The 18,274-nt window shown below is 42.8% G+C and carries 13 protein-coding genes and 1 pseudogene; 7 read left to right on the plus strand and 7 right to left on the minus strand.

Going from position 1 to position 18,274, the window contains the following annotated elements:
- Positions 1-255: 255 nt before the first annotated feature.
- Entirely contained in the window at positions 256-1,239 is a 984-nt protein-coding gene (locus RMY64_RS27190) for a CHAD domain-containing protein (RefSeq protein ID WP_322701638.1), read from the plus strand.
- Positions 1,240-1,431: 192 nt separating this feature from the next.
- Here RMY64_RS27190 and RMY64_RS27195 read toward each other — a convergent pair.
- Both RMY64_RS27195 and RMY64_RS27200 read right to left on the minus strand, forming a co-directional pair.
- A pseudogene (locus RMY64_RS27195) lies at positions 1,432-1,710 on the minus strand (heavy metal translocating P-type ATPase); the annotation flags it as partial.
- 330 nt (positions 1,711-2,040) lie between these two features.
- Positions 2,041-2,277, minus strand: coding sequence for a hypothetical protein (locus RMY64_RS27200; RefSeq protein WP_322701639.1), 237 nt, complete (start codon positions 2,275-2,277; stop codon positions 2,041-2,043).
- Positions 2,278-2,363: 86 nt separating this feature from the next.
- Between RMY64_RS27200 and RMY64_RS27205 the strand changes: the two genes are divergently transcribed.
- On the plus strand, positions 2,364-3,728 hold the full coding sequence (locus tag RMY64_RS27205; RefSeq protein WP_322701640.1) for an LLM class flavin-dependent oxidoreductase: 1,365 nt from the start codon (positions 2,364-2,366) through the stop codon (positions 3,726-3,728).
- 25 nt (positions 3,729-3,753) lie between these two features.
- Here the strand turns inward: RMY64_RS27205 and RMY64_RS27210 are convergent, their stop codons facing one another.
- The gene (locus tag RMY64_RS27210; RefSeq protein ID WP_322674452.1) at positions 3,754-3,903 is read right to left on the minus strand and encodes a hypothetical protein; all 150 of its coding nucleotides are present in this window, start codon (positions 3,901-3,903) and stop codon (positions 3,754-3,756) included.
- Between the two features lie 47 nt (positions 3,904-3,950).
- On the opposite strand from RMY64_RS27210, the gene RMY64_RS27215 reads away from it, so the two are divergent.
- The 5 genes from RMY64_RS27215 (at position 3,951) to RMY64_RS27235 (ending at position 10,188) form a co-directional block, all read left to right on the plus strand.
- Positions 3,951-5,489: an amidohydrolase family protein gene (locus RMY64_RS27215; RefSeq protein ID WP_322701641.1), complete on the plus strand. Its 1,539-nt coding sequence runs from the start codon at positions 3,951-3,953 to the stop codon at positions 5,487-5,489.
- A 116-nt stretch (positions 5,490-5,605) separates the two neighbouring features.
- Positions 5,606-6,274: a dienelactone hydrolase family protein gene (locus tag RMY64_RS27220; RefSeq protein WP_322701642.1), complete on the plus strand. Its 669-nt coding sequence runs from the start codon at positions 5,606-5,608 to the stop codon at positions 6,272-6,274.
- Positions 6,275-6,428: 154 nt separating this feature from the next.
- The gene (locus tag RMY64_RS27225; RefSeq protein ID WP_322701643.1) at positions 6,429-7,049 is read left to right on the plus strand and encodes a GDSL-type esterase/lipase family protein; all 621 of its coding nucleotides are present in this window, start codon (positions 6,429-6,431) and stop codon (positions 7,047-7,049) included.
- Between the two features lie 109 nt (positions 7,050-7,158).
- Positions 7,159-8,157 (plus strand): aldo/keto reductase, encoded by a 999-nt coding sequence (locus RMY64_RS27230; protein ID WP_322701644.1) that lies wholly within the window; start codon positions 7,159-7,161, stop codon positions 8,155-8,157.
- A 150-nt stretch (positions 8,158-8,307) separates the two neighbouring features.
- Complete coding sequence (locus RMY64_RS27235) at positions 8,308-10,188, plus strand: ABC transporter ATP-binding protein (RefSeq protein WP_322701645.1); 1,881 nt, start codon at positions 8,308-8,310, stop codon at positions 10,186-10,188.
- Between the two features lie 142 nt (positions 10,189-10,330).
- Here RMY64_RS27235 and RMY64_RS27240 read toward each other — a convergent pair whose 3' ends face one another.
- The 4 genes from RMY64_RS27240 to RMY64_RS27255 all read right to left on the minus strand — a co-directional run bounded on the left by RMY64_RS27240 (position 10,331) and on the right by RMY64_RS27255 (position 17,464).
- The gene (locus RMY64_RS27240; protein WP_322701646.1) at positions 10,331-12,628 is read right to left on the minus strand and encodes a tetratricopeptide repeat protein; all 2,298 of its coding nucleotides are present in this window, start codon (positions 12,626-12,628) and stop codon (positions 10,331-10,333) included.
- Complete coding sequence (locus RMY64_RS27245; protein ID WP_322701647.1) at positions 12,585-13,931, minus strand: P-loop NTPase fold protein; 1,347 nt, start codon at positions 13,929-13,931, stop codon at positions 12,585-12,587. Before RMY64_RS27245 ends, RMY64_RS27240 begins: the two co-directional genes overlap by 44 nt.
- 863 nt (positions 13,932-14,794) lie before the next feature.
- A complete protein-coding gene (locus RMY64_RS27250; RefSeq protein ID WP_322701648.1) occupies positions 14,795-16,159 on the minus strand; it encodes a hypothetical protein in 1,365 nt (454 codons plus the stop codon).
- A gap of 363 nt (positions 16,160-16,522) precedes the next feature.
- On the minus strand, positions 16,523-17,464 hold the full coding sequence (locus RMY64_RS27255) for a hypothetical protein (RefSeq protein ID WP_322701649.1): 942 nt from the start codon (positions 17,462-17,464) through the stop codon (positions 16,523-16,525).
- Between the last annotated feature and the right edge of the window lie 810 nt (positions 17,465-18,274).

An 18,274-nucleotide genomic window follows, 5' to 3' on the forward strand; every position in this document is an offset into this window, starting at 1 on the left:
AAGGAATAAAGCTGTACTGAGTTTTTTTCACGCAATCAAATATGAGTCCTATATATCTCATCTCAACTTAAGGGGGATGAGATGATTGTAATCCTTTGATAGATATTGCATATTTATAAGATAAGATGCAACTATCAATAGTTATAAGCATACCTGGCAATCCTCATAGCTAAAAAAATATCAAAAGTAGATGCATTTTTTTAAAGAATGTTGTTATTATGCAATAACTTCGTGAGGTAATAATTGAGATAAATTATGAAATTAGCTACACAAACTACAGTAAAAACTCTCGGTGACTATGCCTACCAAGCGATTGAAAAACACTTTAATAAAACCTTGAAGTGGGAAAAATCAGTAAAGAAAGATGAAGATCCAGAAGCGCTGCACCAAATGCGAGTGGGAATGCGCCGCCTACGGACAGCGGTAACTCGGTTTGGGCTAGCAGTGGATCTGTCGAAACCAGTCAGCGATAAAAATATTGGTAAAATAGCTCGTCGTCTTGGTAATCTGCGAGATTTAGACGTACTTAAAGAAAGTTTGGAAAACAATTATAAACCAAACTTACCCCGCAAAGAACAGGAATCTCTGCAAACAGCTTTTACAGCTTTGGCGAAACAACGTGAAGATGTAGAATCGAGCGTACAGAAAACATTAAACGATGAATCTTACAAGTCTTTAAAAGATGCATTGGATAAGTGGTTAGAAAAACCTACTTATCAACCTTTGGCATCTATTGCCATTCAGCAAGTACTACCAGACTTACTTTTACCAGAAGTGAGTAACTTCTTATTGCATCCAGGTTGGCTAGTTGGTACTGAAATTGTAGAATCAGAAGTGAAGATCCAGAAAAACTGGAAACCAAAAAAGATAGAAAAACAATTGACAACAGAAGGTGAAAATATTCATAGTTTGCGAAAAGAAGCTAAACGTATACGCTATCAAATGGAGTTATTTACTGACTTATATGGCGAGTCTTACGAAGCTTATATTACAGAAGTGAAAAATATCCAAGAAATTTTGGGTACGATGCAAGATAGTGCCGTTTTAACTGACTGGCTTGGAGATGTATATAAATCAGAAATTCACACTAAGTTGCCCACCCTTGCTAATTTATTAACTGAAAATCGTTATCAGTCGTGGCAGCAGTGGCAACCTTTGCAAGAACGGTATCTTAAAACTGAAACCAGACATAGTTTTCATTTAACAATACTGCACCCACTTTCAGGAGTAATCAGTTAAAAGTTACTCTTTGTTGTTACAGCTAGTGGATATAGAAGTTCTCCTAATGTGTTATCACTACTGGTTTAGCCCTGTTTTGTCACTCTTGGAAAATAATTGAAGCAAGATTCTGAAACTTTGATTTAGTCAACCTTTGAGCCTCTATTTTCTAATAGTAACTAAACTTTGTAGCCAAAACCTGAAAATTAATGCAATGGGAATTTTTTGCTTGTCGCCATTGCGTTCCACCCAGACGAATTGCCCTAGAGAACTAAGTAAATCTAGAGTTTGTTGAGCAGAAGAACGAGCCGTGCGATCGCGGATATTTTCACCGACTTCAATTAAACCGAGCATCAGCGATGGTGTGAGAAATTGCCCTTCGAAGTTAGTAATCGCGATCGCCATCAAATCCAAAAAGTCAATATTCAATTTTCGTTCTACACTAATACCCTCCCATGCTCGTTGGATAACGGGTAGTGTAGCAATGGCGATGGGAAGCACCACTATCAAACCCCGACGATCGCCATGCTACCCCGACACTTAGCGACGTGAATGCATTGATTCATTATTCAATCATAGCCACTTTCAGCAGAGCCTCCCAGAATGGATTCCCAGCCTGGAGCCTGGGAACCAGTCAGGGCTAGGGCTATATCTTAACTTAGTGTCATTCGGTCAAAGGAACCTAGAGAATTGTGCAATAAGCTTTCAATACCATAAATAACTATATACTCAGTAAATAATTAATTTGCAATACTTAATGTTTGAAAAACTAATAATTAGTTTTTCGTGTTATTGTGATTTCCAGCACATCTTTTTTTGTATTTATTGTGTAGGCTCTATCTGGTAAGTAAAATTACTAGATAAATTTATGGTGATTAGAGCGCCAAACAGCAGAATTCCTAATTCTGCTGTGGTATTAACCTGACTTACAGTTCGGTTATTTGATTTTTGAGCAATTAGATAGGTAACTGAACGGCAAGTTACTAGAAAAGCTTTGCATGACAACATTGAGTGTCTAGCAAGAGGTGAATGCCTACCTTTTGTAGCAGTAGTAATCATAACTGGCGTAGCGCAAATCAGCCATACCGAGCCTAAGCTTTCTCTACGAGACGCTCCGCTAACGCACTATAAGCAAAGAAAAATATATGAGTACAACACGCAAAATTCGTTTAGGTGCATTCATTCAAGCCACCGGACATCATGTCTCTGCTTGGCGACACCCCAATTCACAAGCAGATGCGGGGCTGAATTTCGAGCATTACAAAGAAATTACCCAAACCGCCGAACGCAGCTTATTCGATGCAGTTTTTTTAGCAGATAGTCCAGGAGTCTGGGGCGGCGCTCCAGAAACTCAGCATCGCAATGGGAAAATTGCCCATTTTGAGCCTGTTACCCTCTTCTCGGCCTTGTCCTCTGTAACTCAAAACATCGGCTTCATTTCCACCGCTTCGACCACTTATGAAGAACCCTACACCCTGGCACGTAAGTTTGCTTCCCTAGACTACTTGAGTAAAGGCCGGGCCGGGTGGAATGTAGTCACAACAGGCAATGAAAATGCTGCACGTAATTTCGGACTTGAGCATCACCCAGAACACAGCCAGCGTTATGAACGAGCTGAAGAGTTTGTGGAAGTGGTGAAAGGTCTATGGGATAGTTGGGAAGACGATGCTTTCATCCGTGACAAAGAGTCTGGTGTCTATTTCGATCCTGATAAACTGCATACATTGAACCACAAGGGCAAATATTTCTCTGTAAAAGGCCCTTTAAACGTTGGTCGTCCGCCCCAAGGTTATCCGGTGATTGTTCAGGCTGGAGCCTCCGAATCGGGACGGGACTTAGCTGCACGCACTGCTGAGGTGATTTTCACCGCCAATCAAACCCTAGCCGATGCCCAAGAGTTTTATGCTGATGTCAAAGGTAGGCTAGCACAATATGGGCGATCGCCAGACGATCTCAAAATCATGCCTGGTGCTTTCCCAATCATTGGCCGGACTGAATCAGAAGCTCAAGAAAAGTACGAATTCTTGCAATCGTTAATCCATCCCGATGTCGCCTGGGGGATTTTAAAGAACTATTACAAGGGTGTGGATTTGTCGAAATATTCTTTAGATGATGTGGCTCCCGAACTACCCAGCGACACCAACACTAATAAAAGTCGTCTCAAACTAGTTAGAGATTTGGCTACTCGTGGCACTCTCACGCTGCGCCAGTTGTATCTTTCTCTTGCTACTGCACGAGGTCATCGCACCATACTCGGTACTCCCGAAACCATTGCCGACCAGCTAGAAGAATGGTTCAACAACGGTGCAGCCGATGGCTTTAATATCATGCCGCCAATCCTTCCCACAGGATTGGATGAATTCGTTAACCTAGTTGTTCCCGTCCTGCAAAAACGCGGACTGTTCCGTACTGAATACGAAGGCAGTACTTTGCGCGAAAACCTGGGATTGCGTCGTCCGGCCAATCGTTTTGCTGCTAAACAACTAGATGAAAGATTGGTGTTGGCGTAAATGACTTTTCATGTCTGCACTGTGTTTACAGTGCTGTAGTGTAAATGAATTTTTCACGGATGCTTATGCCATACCTTTTAAATTGCACTTTCTGTAGATCGCCACCTACAGACAATTGTGGAGAGACGCGATAAATCGCCGTCTCTACAGGAAATGTATTTGTCAATAGCAGCATTGGATGCTGAAAAAACCTGTAATTTTTGTTGTAGGGAAGGAAAAAACATGACTGAATATAGCCGATTGAAGACTTCACGCTCTGCTGCAATCAGAGCAACCCTTGATTATCCGGTAATCGACACCGATGTTCATACCAATGATTTCACGCCAGCTTTTGAGGATTACATCGCTAAGTACGGCGGTGTGAAACTTGTAGATGAGTTACGCAAGACGGAAGCCTCGCGCCTCAACTCTAAGAGCAACGGTAAAGACTGGTATCAACAAACTCCTGAAGAACGTCAATACAACCGCACAATCCGATCGCCTTGGTGGGCTAGAGTTACTAAAAACACATTGGATCTTGCTACTTACACCCTTCCCGGATTGCTCTATGAGCGTCAGGCAGAGCAAGGATCGGACTATTCGGTGCTGTTTCCCAACAATGTTTTAGCATCGGCTGGAGCGAGTGCAGAGAATCGTCAAGCATTGCAACGCGCGGTTAATCACTATCATGCTGATATTTACCGGAAATATAGCGATCGCTTGACACCGGTAGCTGGTATCCCATTAACTACTCCCCAAGAAGGCATTGAGGAGCTAGAGTTTGCGGTGAAAACACTGGGCTTAAAGGTGATTAATATCACTGGCGGTGTGAAACGGCCAATCAAAGCGATCGCTGATAAATATCCAGCCGATAAATTCCCCGAAATCGCCAAGTATGCTTCTTATATCGACTTCTACGGACTAGATAGTGAATACGACTACGATCCTTTCTGGGCAAAGGTCGTGGAACTTGGCGTACCTGTTACCACCCATTACGGCAGTCAGGGTTGGACTGGTCGCTCCTCCATCAGTAACTACATGAACAACCATATCGGTCACTTCGCCGATGGTTCGGAAGCATTTGCGAAGGCGCTGTTCTTCGGCGGTGTTACCAAGCGTTTTCCGCAGTTGCGTGTAGCGATGCTGGAAGGTGGTGCAGATTGGGGTGCGCGTGTCTACATTCATTTGGTAGATCGGTTCTTGAAGCGCAATATCAAGGCACTGGAAAACTACAATCCAGCGTTGACGAATTCTGATGAGTTGTTTGAAATATTTGAGCGCTACGGTGCAGAAGTGACTCAAGGGTATTCCCTCGATAAGGATGAATTGACCAAGACTGTACTAGGAGCTTCATTCAGCCGTCATAGCCGTGCGCCGATTGGTAGCGAATTGGACGATTTTGCAGCCGCAGGTATTGAAACAATTGAAGACATCCGCGATCGCTGGGTGAATAGTTTCTTCTTTGGTTCCGAGTCCGACGATCGCACCATCGCTACGGCATTTAACGACAAAGCCAATCCCTTGGGAGTTAAAATCAACGCCATCTATTCCTCCGATGTTGGTCACTGGGATGTACCAGACTTAACTTCTCCCTTGGCTGAAAGCTGGGATCTCGTACAAGAAGGCGTCCTGACCGAAGCCGACTTCAAATCCTATGTATTCGCTAATCCCTACAAGTTTTACACCCAAGCTAACCCCGATTTCTTCAAGGGTACAGCGATCGAATCTAAGGTAGGTAACAGCGAATTTCAACAAGTGGACAAGAGTTTAGTAGTGGCATAAAAGCCGAGATCATGGCGTGGGGCTAGATGAGGAAAAATAATCAATGTCCCATGCCCACTTGCCCTGAGCGAAGCCGAAGGGATGCCCAATTCCCAATTAAATTAGGAGTCATAACAATGCCTGTTGAACAACGCTCTCATGACACTAACAATGGTTCCTTGCCTTACCTTTTCTCACCTGTTTCTGACAATGTCAAGCAACCTGCACCCTTAGTACTTTTTCTGCATGGAGGACGCGATCGCGGGACGGATTTGAATGTACTACTGAAATGGGGTTTACCTCGTTTCGTGGATTTATCCGACTCATTGCCTTATGTCTTCGCTGCACCCCAAATTCTGGCTGAACAGACTTGGGCAGATCGAGCAGATGATGTGCTTACTTTGCTTGATGAACTGATTGTTTCTCAGCCTGTCGATCCAGCGCGGGTGATATTAGCCGGGTTCAGCTTAGGCTCGGCGGGTATCTGGCATATCGCTGCTTTACATCCCGATCGCTTCGCAGGTTTAGTACCTGTGTCTGGACGTGTACCAAAAACATTAGCAGAAAGCGAACTAGCTGCACTCAAAAACATTCCCGTTCAGATATTCCAAGGTGGACAGGACAAAAATCTGCCGATTGAGGATACAGAGCATTTTGTTGAGCGCTTACGCAAAGTCGGGGGGAAAGTCGATTTAACAGTGCTACCAGAAGGCGATCATTTTATTGCAGATGAGGTATACGGCGATCCGAAGTTGCAGCAATGGCTAATTTCCCAGAATCGGCGTGAAATTTCTGTAGTTGCTTGAGGTGAAATGTTCAAAAACTAACTTGCAATATTCTCTGAGGTAGGCAGCGTCCTGCCTGCCTAACATAACAATATATTAATATCTTCTAGAATCATGAACATAATGCTTCTTCTCAAGTCAAAGCCGAACTTTTTCGGCAAAATTTAGTTGACTTATGTCAGATTATCGCAAAAAAATCAGAATTTGTTTTATTGGTGAATCCTTTGTCAATGGCACAGGCGATCCAGAGTTTCTGGGTTGGACAGGTAGAGTGTGCCGCAATGCTGAGTCAAGAGGATACGCTATCACCCATTACAACTTGGGGGTGCGGGCAGAGACAAGTCGGTATCTCAAACAACGTTGGTACTCGGAAGTCTCGTATCGTCTCCCAAAAGAATTTGATGGTCGAGTAGTGTTTTCCTTTGGGGCAAACGATTCAGGATGGGCGGGAAAACATCAAGGAATCGAACTTTCAGAGTCGATCGCAAATGCTCGCAGTATCTTAAGCCAAGCAAAGCAACTCTATCCGATCTTGATGGTTAGTCCGCCACCCTGTGGTGATGTCGATCAAGAAAAAAGAAATCAAATTCTTGCAAATCTGTCAAAGGAATTCGCATTGGTTTGTAATGAAGTAGATGTTCCGTATCTCGATGTGTTTTCTCCTTTGCTGAAGTCCCCAATCTGGCTAGCGGAAGCAAAAGCTAATGACGGCGCTCACCCAAAAGCTGATGGTTATGCAGAATTTGCTGCGATCGTCCAAAACTGGGAAGGTTGGTTAAATTGGTTCACACCTTAAAAATCATGGCTTAGTCGATGTGTCAGGGTTTTAGTTTTGCGTTAGCGAAGCGGAACGCACGTCGCATTCTATTTAAAATTTCCACACTTTCTCAATTAACAACATCTTTATGACTTTACCAACCACTAATCTCGGTAAAACTGGATTGACCGTTTCGCGTCTTTGTCTCGGCACTATGACCTTTGGTTTACAAACCGACGAAGAAACTTCTAGGCAAATCCTCGACACCGCCGCCGATGGCGGAATCAATTTTTTAGATACAGCCGACGTTTATCCCCTCGGCGGCGGACTTGCTACTGCGGGACGCACCGAAGAAATCATTGGGCGCTGGCTCAAAGGCAAACGCGAACATTTTATTTTAGCTACCAAGTGCGTTGGTCGAGTTGGCCCTGCACCTTGGGATCAAGGGGCTTCGCGTAAACATATTTTGGATGCGATCGATGCTTCTCTGCGACGCTTGGAAACTGATTATATCGACCTGTATCAGTTGCACTCCGATGATGCTTCAACTCCCCTTGATGAAACTTTGGAAGCGCTGGATGCAGTGGTTCGTGCTGGCAAGGTGCGCTACATCGGGGTTTCTAACTTCTTAGCCTACCGACTCGCCCGCGCTTTGGGTCGTGCTGAAACGCGCAATCTAACCAAGTTCGTCTCAATTCAGCCCCGTTACAACCTGTTATTCCGCGAAATTGAGCGAGAACTATTGCCTCTTGCCAAAGAAGAAGGATTGGGTGTAATTTCTTACAATCCTTTGGCGGGTGGTCTACTTACAGGCAAACACAATTTTACTCAAGGCCCCACATCAGGTACGCGTTTTACGCTAGGTGCTGCCGCAGAACGTTATCAAGAACGCTACTGGCGCGATCGCGAATTTAATACTGTTGAAGATTTACGCACGGTAGCCGATCTCGCCGGATTTTCCCTCACCACTCTAGCAGTGGCTTGGGTTTTATCTAATCCGATTATCACTGCCCCCATCATTGGCGCTAGCCGTCCAGAACAACTTGCTGATAACCTCAAGGCACTAGAACTAAAACTTGACGACAATTTGAAACAAAAGTTAGATGACATAACAGCCGAATACCGAAGAGGAGATTCTCTTCGTTAGAAACTAGGGACGCAGCGAATAACAAATGACAAATGACAAATGACTCAAAGTGGAGTACTTCTAAAAGTCTCTAATGCCATCGGGCGGCTTATCTAGTCGTCCATTTTTATCTGGTAGAAAAGTGAAAATGATGCTAAGAGATCGACTTTCATGACTAAAAAAGCTAGACAATCCAAATCCTTTCAACGTGCCCCTGATGCACCAGATTTGCCATCAACTCCATTTAAGTTCATTTGCTATTTTGTTAACCAGTTTCGCTGGTGGTATGTGTTAATGGTAATCCTGGAGGTAATACACGCAACTTGTGGCATTATGTTGCCTTATGCTATTGGCGAGATCATTCGGGGCGTGACGCGATCGACCGGCGATAGCAAGCCGATTTTTGATGCTATGAAGCAACCCTTGATGTTATTCATCGGCTTGAGTGTGGGTGAAGTGGTATTTGGACGCTCGGCTGGACTCTTACAAACGATTCTCCATCCCATCCACCGACAGCACATTGTGCGATCGCTATATGCCTACTTACAACACCATTCGCATCGCTACTTAAGCAGCAGTTTTTCCGGGGCATTGGCACATCGGATTAGCGAAACTTCTCTGGGTGTTACCCAAACGATGCAAATGATGATTACTGAATTTATGCCAGTAATTGTTGTGTATTCCGTCGCCACGACGATACTGTATCGCGCCTATCCTCCACTGGCTGCACTCGTGGGAATATGGGCAGTTCTCTTCATCAGTATTTCGTTTTGGCTGGCAACTCGCTGCCGATTTTACTCCCGCAAAGCCGCAGCCGCCAGAAGTGAGACAACTGGCATCATTGTAGATACAGTCACAAATCTCACTAGTAGCCGACTGTTTGCTCGCTTCGGTTTTGAACGACGTTATTTGAACGAGCAATTAAGGCACGAACTCAAACACGTGAGAGAGTCCAACTGGTACTCGGAGCGCATTCGCTGGTTTCAGTTCATCTCAGCAGCCATTCTGAAAATTAGCACACTGTATTACTCGCTCTCTCTTTGGAGTCAAGGAAAGATCGCTACTGCTGACTTTGTTGTAGCAACCAGCTTATCACTGTTGATCATCAGTGAAGCGCGTAATTTGAGCCGCCGCTTTCTGGAATTTTTTGAACACGTTGGGAATGTCGCCAATGGTGTTTTCACCATCGTTCAACCCCACGAATTGGTAGATCGCGAGAAAGCGATCGCCCACTCAATCACTCAAGGTAAGATTGAGTTTCAGCGGGTGAATTTCAACTACACAGAAGAGAAGAAAGTTTTCAACAACCTTTCTGTCACCATTCAAGCGGGACAGCGTGTCGGACTGGTGGGCTTGTCCGGCTCTGGAAAATCCACCTTTGTCAATCTGATTCTGCGTTTATTTGACCCACAATCTGGACAGATTATCATTGATGGGGTCGATATTCGAGACATGACTCAGGATGCACTACACGCTCAGATCAGCTTAATTCCCCAAGATCCATCTCTGTTCCATCGCACTTTGCTAGAAAATATTCGTTACGGACGCTTGGATGCAACCGATGAGGAAGTGATGGAAGCTTCGCGAAAAGCTCATGCTCACGATTTCATCGTTCAAAGTAAGGATGGTTACAATTCTCTGGTAGGCGAACGTGGTGTTAAGTTGTCTGGGGGGCAAAGACAGCGGATTGTAATCGCACGGGTAATTCTCAAAGATGCGCCGATTCTGATTTTAGATGAAGCCACCTCTAGCCTCGATTCAATTACCGAAAAAGCGATCCAAGATACCCTCGACTTAGCAATGAATGGCAAAACGGTCATCGTAGTAGCTCATCGATTATCTACCATCGTCCATCTAGATAGAATTCTGGTGTTCGACAAAGGTCGAATTATCGAAGATGGTTCCCACACCAAACTGCTGGCACTCGGCGGCGCTTACTATAGATTATGGAAAATGCAAGCAGGTGGATTTCTACCGGAAAATCTCGACGAGGAACGCATACGCGAGGTTCGCACTGATGCGGATAACGTCGAAAAGGGAATGATTGCTTGACAGGTTGAAGCTGGACTTGCTGACACCATACTCATTGTAACTTTTAAGGATAACTGGAGAAGGATCGCTCTCCCAAACCAATCAAGCAAACGCGTAGATGCAACGCAGCTTGTCGTTAGACATCGCACATCGCCCATATCCTCTACTCCAGTAAACCCTCTAAAATTTCCCGTGCTACCTTAGACCAATATTCATCCTGATACTCAACATATATCTCCAACGCTGCCTGCAAATTAGTCCTAGCCTCTGCATAGTTTTCCTCTGCTTGTGCAAGCGTTCCTAAACAATAAAGCGTGAGAGCTTGCGAATAGCGATCGCCAAATTCGATATATATTTCCAGGGCTTGTTGATAATAATCCCGTGCCTGGTCGTATTGGCGCAACTCTTGGGCAACCCTTCCCAACTGGTGGTAAGTGCTAGCACTCGCATAGCGATCGCCAAATTCGATTTTGATTTCCAGGGCTTGTTGATAATAATCCCGTGCCTGGTCGTATTCCCGCAACTCTTGGGCAACCCTTCCCAACTGGTGGTAAGTGCTAGCACTCGAATAGCGATCGCCAAATTCGATATATATTTCCAGGGCTTGTTGATAATAATCCCGTGCCTGGTCGTATTGGCGCAACTCTTGGGCAACCCTTCCCAACTGGTGGTAAGTGCTAGCACTCGCATAGCGATCGCCAAATTCGATTTTGATTTCCAGGGCTTGTTGATAATAATCCCGTGCCTGGTCGTATTCCCGCAACTCTTGGGCAACCCTTCCCAACTGGTGGTAAGTGCTAGCACTCGAATAGCGATCGCCAAATTCGATATATATTTCCAGGGCTTGTTGATAATAATCCCGTGCCTGGTCGTATTCCCGCAATTGTTGGGCAACCCTTCCCAACTGGTGGTAAGTGCTAGCACTCGAATAGCGATCGCCAAATTCGATATATATTTCCAGGGCTTGTTGATAATAATCCCGTGCCTGGTCGTATTCCCGCAATTGTTGGGCAACCCTTCCCAACTGGTGGTAAGTCCTAGCACAGTTATAGCGATCGCCAAATTCGATTGTGATTTCCAGGGCTTGTTGATAATAATCTTGTGCTTGGTCGTATTCCCGCAACTCTTGGGCAACATTTCCCAACTGGTAGTAAATCCTAGCACAGTTATAGCGATCGCCAAATTCGATAAAGATTTCCAGGGCTTGTTGATAATAATCCTGTGCCTGGTCGTATTCCCGCAACTCTTGGGCAACGATTCCCAAGTTGTGGTAAGTCCTAGCACTCGAATAGCGATCGCCAAATTCGATAAAGATTTCCAAGGCTTGTTGATAATAATCCCGTGCCTGGTTGTATTCTCGCAAGTCTTGGGCAACGTATCCCAAGTTGTGGTAAGTGCTAGCACTCGAATAGCGATTGCCTAATTCGATTTCGATTTCTAGAGCTTGTTGATAATAATCCCGTGCCTGGTGGAACTGTCGCATATCCAGAGACACATTACCTAAATAAAACAAGGAATTGGCGATAGCACGACGATTTTTCTGCTTTTTGGCAATATCTAAAGCTTGTTGATGATAGCTGTTTGCACTTTCAAACTGTCGTTGCTGCTGATAGCTTTCACCTAACCGATTAATGACTTCGATTTGTAAGGAATAATCAGGGAATTTCTTGGTAATTTCGCAAGCTTTTTCTAAATACTCTCTAGCTTGGATTGGTTTGTGCTGACTTAAATATGCTTTGCCCAATTCATTTAAAATATTACCACAATTACGGAGATTTTCTGGGCTGGGTATTTCTCCAGTTGGGTTATATTCCATCAACAAGCCATGTAATAAATCGATGCGTTCTTGTTGTTCTGGTGTTGGTAAGCGTTCTATATTTGTGTCTGCATTCAGAGTATTGGCAATTGCCCTATCTCTAGTCGATTCTGTCGTTTTAAAGCGAAATAAACCTGATTTCCAAGCCCAAAAATCAGGTGCAAATTTTGCTAACCGCGAAATTGCATAATCTGGCAAGATAAATAAAAGCGGATGAGGTACACTTTGACGATAGGAATCGCGGACGAAGTTTAAATCTTGTAAAACTGGTGGATAATCTCCAAAAACACCAATCGATTTTTCTAAATTCCGAATTAATAAAACAATTTTTTTATTTGTTTCTTTAGTAATTTTGGCTAATTGCTCCACCAATTCATCCCGCAGAAATCGCAAATTCTTTTCAGGAAAATCTAAAACCACAAATTGGATTTCTTCACATTGAGGATTCTGTTGCAATCCAGCAATTAATAAATCTATATCTGGTGTAAAGTTAATTTCAATAAAACCTAACGTAAATTTTTCTGCAAAATCGACAAATGTCACCAATTCAGCAAATTCATCTTGATTATAGGCAATAAATTTACCTATTTCGGCTTGAAGTTCACTGTTTTTGTGCTGATTGGAGAGCTTCTTGGAAGAACTCATTTCGCTTCACCACTGGATTTGGATAATTCCACCGTTTATCACCGTTATATTCCAATACGGAAGTATTAAATAACATTAATTGTCCAATTTCATCTTTACTAACATTTTTAGTTAAACAAACCTGAGCCAAATGAGGGTAATGTTCTTCAGGAATAAACCGCTCAAAACTAAATTGTTGCTGTTTAACTGCATACTCTATATCTTCAGACATAATTTTTGCGTGTTTTTTGGTACTCGCTGTTTGACATGCAGAGCGCATCATTTGCATTAGCTGACGCACATGGCCACCACTTGCTTTTGCTAGTTCTAATAATTGATTACGGCTCTCAAAAATTGCATCAATATCAACCCGCTTTTCAATTACACTTGCCATCGCATCTAAGCCTGTCTGATTATAATTTAGATCGCATTTATGCCGCTCAAACTCATAGATATTAATCATCGGCACAATATGAGGATTACCATCAAATTGATTTAGGGGATTTTTTGGCGAGCAAAGAATTGAAATTGGTACTGTATAAATGATTGTACAATTTAGTTCTTGCATCTGAGCCGCGTAATCAAAGAACAAATGTTCTGCTACCACAGGAGGAACCCGATCTAAATTATCGAAGATAATTAATAAACCTTTACACTCAGGAAATTTTTGTCGCAATTTTGTGTAAGCGTCGATTAATAATAGATTAGTATCAGATTTGAGGCGAGATAAATCTTTTTCTAGAGTTTGCCGAATAGTTGTCTTTTGCTTGTCCGAGCCTTTAATTTGTGCCAGCAATTTGACCATTAGTTTGGCAAGAAATGGCGCAGTAGGGCTGAGAGTTGCTTCTGCCTCGACGTTGACTGATTTCTCGACACTTTGCTCGTTTTCTTGAGTGATGTCTTTAAACCATAATTCAAAACTTTTTAATAAATCTTGATTAAAAGTCAAACCTAATTTTCGTAATTCAAATTCAACTTGTTTAATTACAATCAAATATAAATCTGTATACCGGGTATCATTAATATCTGTCTCTTCGTTTGCTTCCAAATAAATAACCCGATAATTATTTTCCCAAAGACTCTGAATTTTTTTTAACTCCGTACTTTTTCCACAACCGCGATGTCCGGTAAATAAAATTGTTGTAAAATCACCTGCTTCTTGAAAATCCAAAATTGTACTGACATTATCAATAGCCGAAGTTTTCCGCACCAGCGACAGATCGACATAATACCGTTCCATTTCTGCTGGTTCAAGCGGCTCAACATTACAAGCCAAAAAAGCCGCTTTAAGAGTATTTGCACGCTGAAAACTTGAGTGAGGCATTCTTTTGAGCAGATAACAATCACCAACTTTTAAATTTTAAGCGATCGCCCATCAAATTTAGCAAATACAGCTATAGGACTCATAAAACTCCGCGCGGAAGTTCGGAAATTAGTTATGATTCCTACAATCATTGCACCCCAAAGAGCCAAAGCTATGCTTTGTCTCCCCTTTTCTTGGTATCAACACTTGTAACTCGCTTAACCTTGAACACTAGTTGCCAAAATTGAAGCGTTTGCAACAATTGCTCTTTCATGTATAAGAAAGGTTTAAGTATTTCCAAGAAAGGTATAAGCAGTTGCTGCAAAGACTTCATACTTTGCAACAATTACTTGTTCATGTATAAGAAAGGTTTAAGTATTTCCAAGAAAGGTATAAGTAGTTGCTGCAAAGGTTTCATGCTTTGCAACAATTACTTGTTCATGTATAAGAAAGGTTTAAATCATTGCAACAATTGTTGTAATTAACTTATATCATGTCCGCATAATTAGTTATGCAAACCACAGTCATTACACCCCACCCCCAACCCCTCCCCGCTTGCAGGGAGGGGAGATAAAGCGTAGCTTTGGCGAGGGTGGGGTTCTTCGGATTTAATAAGCAATCAAGTGGACATAATATTATGAGTTGCTCTATAGTGCGTCACTTCGGCTGCGCCCTTCTCTACAAGAGGCTGCGCCCGAAGCGTAGCTATAGGACTAGTATTTGATTTCTGAAAAAACTCAGTACAACTAAGAAACCTTCTTTCCTGTCGCCTATTGCCTATTGGACAGCATCAATTCTCGCTAATTACTGCTGTAAGTTAACCTGGTAGAGAAACATAAAACAGGAAGTGCGATCGCAATTAGCTGAGAAAGATTGAATTTACGTTAACAGTGTTGTTGTTTTTTGAACAGTGACAACAGCAAACACACCAGTCCCATTACTAACAATGGCACTGAAGCAGCAGGTTCTGGGACAGGCTGAGGGTTTTGCACAGGCTGATAATTGATGAAATTTCCTTGAATTGGGCTGAGTGATGCCAAAAGTTGCTCAATATCCTTAGATATATTAGTGTCATTACCAACACTTTTAGAAGAGATGAGGCGGTTAAAGGTTTGGCTACTCGATTTATCAAAATTTCCTGTGAACCCAAGAAAATTTTGACCTATTTTACCTATCAGAGAGTCAATCAGATTGTTAACATCAGTTTTTATCCCAAGTGGGGATAACTTTAAACTGCTGAGATTATTGACGTTTCCAATCGTTGTATTGTCAGTCTTTGTTAACCAATTGCCATTACCAATAATTTCATTTCCATTGGTAAAAACCCAGTTACCATTACCAATAATTGTATTATCTTTACCAAAATCCCAATTGCCGTTTCCAATGGTTGCGTTGTCGCTGCCAAAGTGCCAATTACCATTACCTAGTGTTGCATTATTACTTCCCTTGTCCCAATACCAGTTGCCGTTACCAAGGGTTGTGTTATCCTTTCCAAATAGCCAGTTGCCATTTCCGATAATTGTGTTGTCATTATTAAAGTTCCAGTTACCATTACCAATGGTTGCACTGTTACTGCCAGAATCCGAGTTAAAATTACCAATAGTTGCGTTATTACTACCAGAGTCCTTGTTACCATTGCCAACCGGTGCGTTGCTCTGATTAAAAGTTTGGCTACCTGAATTAGATGTATTCCCAGTGTTACTAAAAGGTATATTGTTACCAAGGACTTCTTTCAACGGATCGAAAGGCGATTGTTGAAGCAGACCTCCAGCACCTGCGATCGCATTACCACCGCCTGCAAATGGGTTGTCAGCGCCACCTGCGATCGGATTACCACCGCCTGCAAATGGGTTGGTAGCGCCACCTGCGATCGGATTACTGTTACCTGCAAAAGGGTTGTTAGCCCCACCTGGAATGGGATAACCACTGGCTGCAAAAGGGTTACTACCTCCTGCCAATGTCTTGTCAATATTCTTGAAATAGTTATCACCCAAAACTAACTTTAATCGTTCAAAGATTAATTTCTGAAGCCCACTGCCACCATCACCTGCAAACGGGTTAATACCGCCACCTGGAATGGGATTGTTACCGTTACCTAATAACAGATTGCTACTACCCGTTAACAGGCTGCCTTCAGCAGAAAAACTGCTATTGGCAGCAAAGGAATTAGCACTATACAGATTGCTAGCGCCACCTGAACTTAAGGGATTAACTCCACCATTAATGGGATTGACAGCAGACGCTTCCATTGGCACTAATTCTCCTATTTATTAGTTAAAAATTTATGGAGTCTTCAGTACCTGTTATACAAATTATGAATTTGCTCAACCCAAAATCTCTTTAATAATAAAGGCTTTAATAATCTTCCCATCAAATTAATAGAAAGTATTGCTTAAACTTTTATCTCTAAAGAGTTTCAGGGCGTAAAATAGCAAACTAGTACAGTGAGGCAGAAGGCACATAACCGATAATACACGCTTTTGAGGTTTATCGAATAATATGTTTATTTGCGCCAAGCTGTACTAGCATACTATGTACTGAAGAACTCATTATTGTTCTGCTCTATTTATCTGCTGATTTTCGGAACTATTGTATTAAGTAAACGAGCTTTGTCAACTACCAAATGACGGAATTTGTCCACCACCAAATGATGGAATTTGCCCACCACCAAATGATGGGATTTGTCCACCTTCAGATGAAGAAGTTTGTCCACCAAATGAAGGGATTTGTCCACCACCAGATGAAGAGGTTTGTCCACCAAATGACGGGATTTGTCCACCACCAAATGAAGGGATTTGTCCACCACCAGATGAAGGTATTTGTCCACCATCCACTTCCTTGTCGAGCCTTGAGTTAACTAGCTTGTCAATAGTAGCCCTCAAAGTAAACCCGTCCGGTATTTCGGTTGTGCTAATACCATAGGTTTGGCTGCTACCACCAGTCAAAGGGTCGCTACTGCTGCCTGTGGATGGGCTACCGCCGCCTGTGGATGGGCTACCGCCGCCAGTCAAAGGATCGCTGCCGCCTCCGAATGGGTTGCCACCACCTGTGGATGGGCTACCGCCGCCTGTGGATGGGCTACCACCGCCTCCGAATGGGTTGCCACCACCTGTGGATGGGCTACCGCCGCCTCCGAATGGGTTGCCACTACCTGTGGATGGGCTACCACCGCCTGTGGATGGGCTACTGCCGCCTCCGAATGGGTTGCCACCACCTGTGGATGGGCTACCGCCGCCTGTGGATGGGCTACCACCGCCTGTGGATGGGCTACCGCTAACTTTAGATGGGTTTACACCGCCTGCAAAGATATTCCAGAAGTTGTCGCCAGCGAAAGGATTACCACCGTAGGCTAAATCAGGCTGACTGCCACCGCCACCAGCACTACCACCAAATGGGCTACTGCCATCTTCTCCCTTACCAACACCACTGAATAGATTTTTGACCCCTTCCTTACCGACAACTTCTTCCAAGCGACCGAAGGGTGATTGTTCAATCGGATTGTTCCCACTAGTAGAGGAGTTACTGCTACCACCGTTACTCAAATCTTCTGCCATTAGGATTAATCCTCCTATTGTTTGGATAAAAATCTTGCTAACATCGCAACATAAAATAACGTCAGTTCGATAAACCTCTCCCCAACCCCTCTGCGACGCAAAGATGGGCAGAAATATTCTTCGTTGACAACGAGAAAATTATGGTTTCAAAGCCTCTCTCGCTGTGTGAGAAAGGAATGGAAACGGGGTTTTTGAGATCCGTCGAATTCGCGTTAAAATAGACAAAACTTAAGTCTTTTTTGTGACTTATTTGTTATCTTTTTGTTAGCAAAACTAGTTAGTAGCTGTTAGATTATTTTGTTATCTTTATTAGATAATCAATTTTTCATCAATTGCTACTTACACTTACAATGTATATGATTTTATTTTCAAAAACAATGAAAAATGTTTTGATAAAAATATCAAAGTTGTAGATATTTTTAGATAATAATTTAGAAAAAATAAATGATTTATTTGTATAATAAAATTTAATTTTGTTTAAATATTAAGTAGGTTGGTGTAAAAATTTGTCGTTGGGATAAGGTAAGAGACAGAAGTCAAAAGGCAGGAGAGGAAAGGGTTTTAGCCTAGTTTATATTTATTTACATAGTTTGGTTTTATTATGCCGACTTATTTATTTACAATGAACAATCTTTTGATAAATTTACCAAATTTTTAGATATAGCAGGAGGCAGAAGGCAGCACTTCGACTCCCTTCTCTACGAGAGGCTGCGCCAACGACTGCGCTCAGGGCAAGACGCTTAGTGACCAGAGGCAGGAGGTAAAAGTATTACTATTCCTAACTTTCATGCTTTCAAAATATCCTAACAT

It is taken from the genome of Nostoc sp. DedQUE08 (genome assembly GCF_034530895.1).
Lineage (GTDB): Bacteria > Cyanobacteriota > Cyanobacteriia > Cyanobacteriales > Nostocaceae > Nostoc.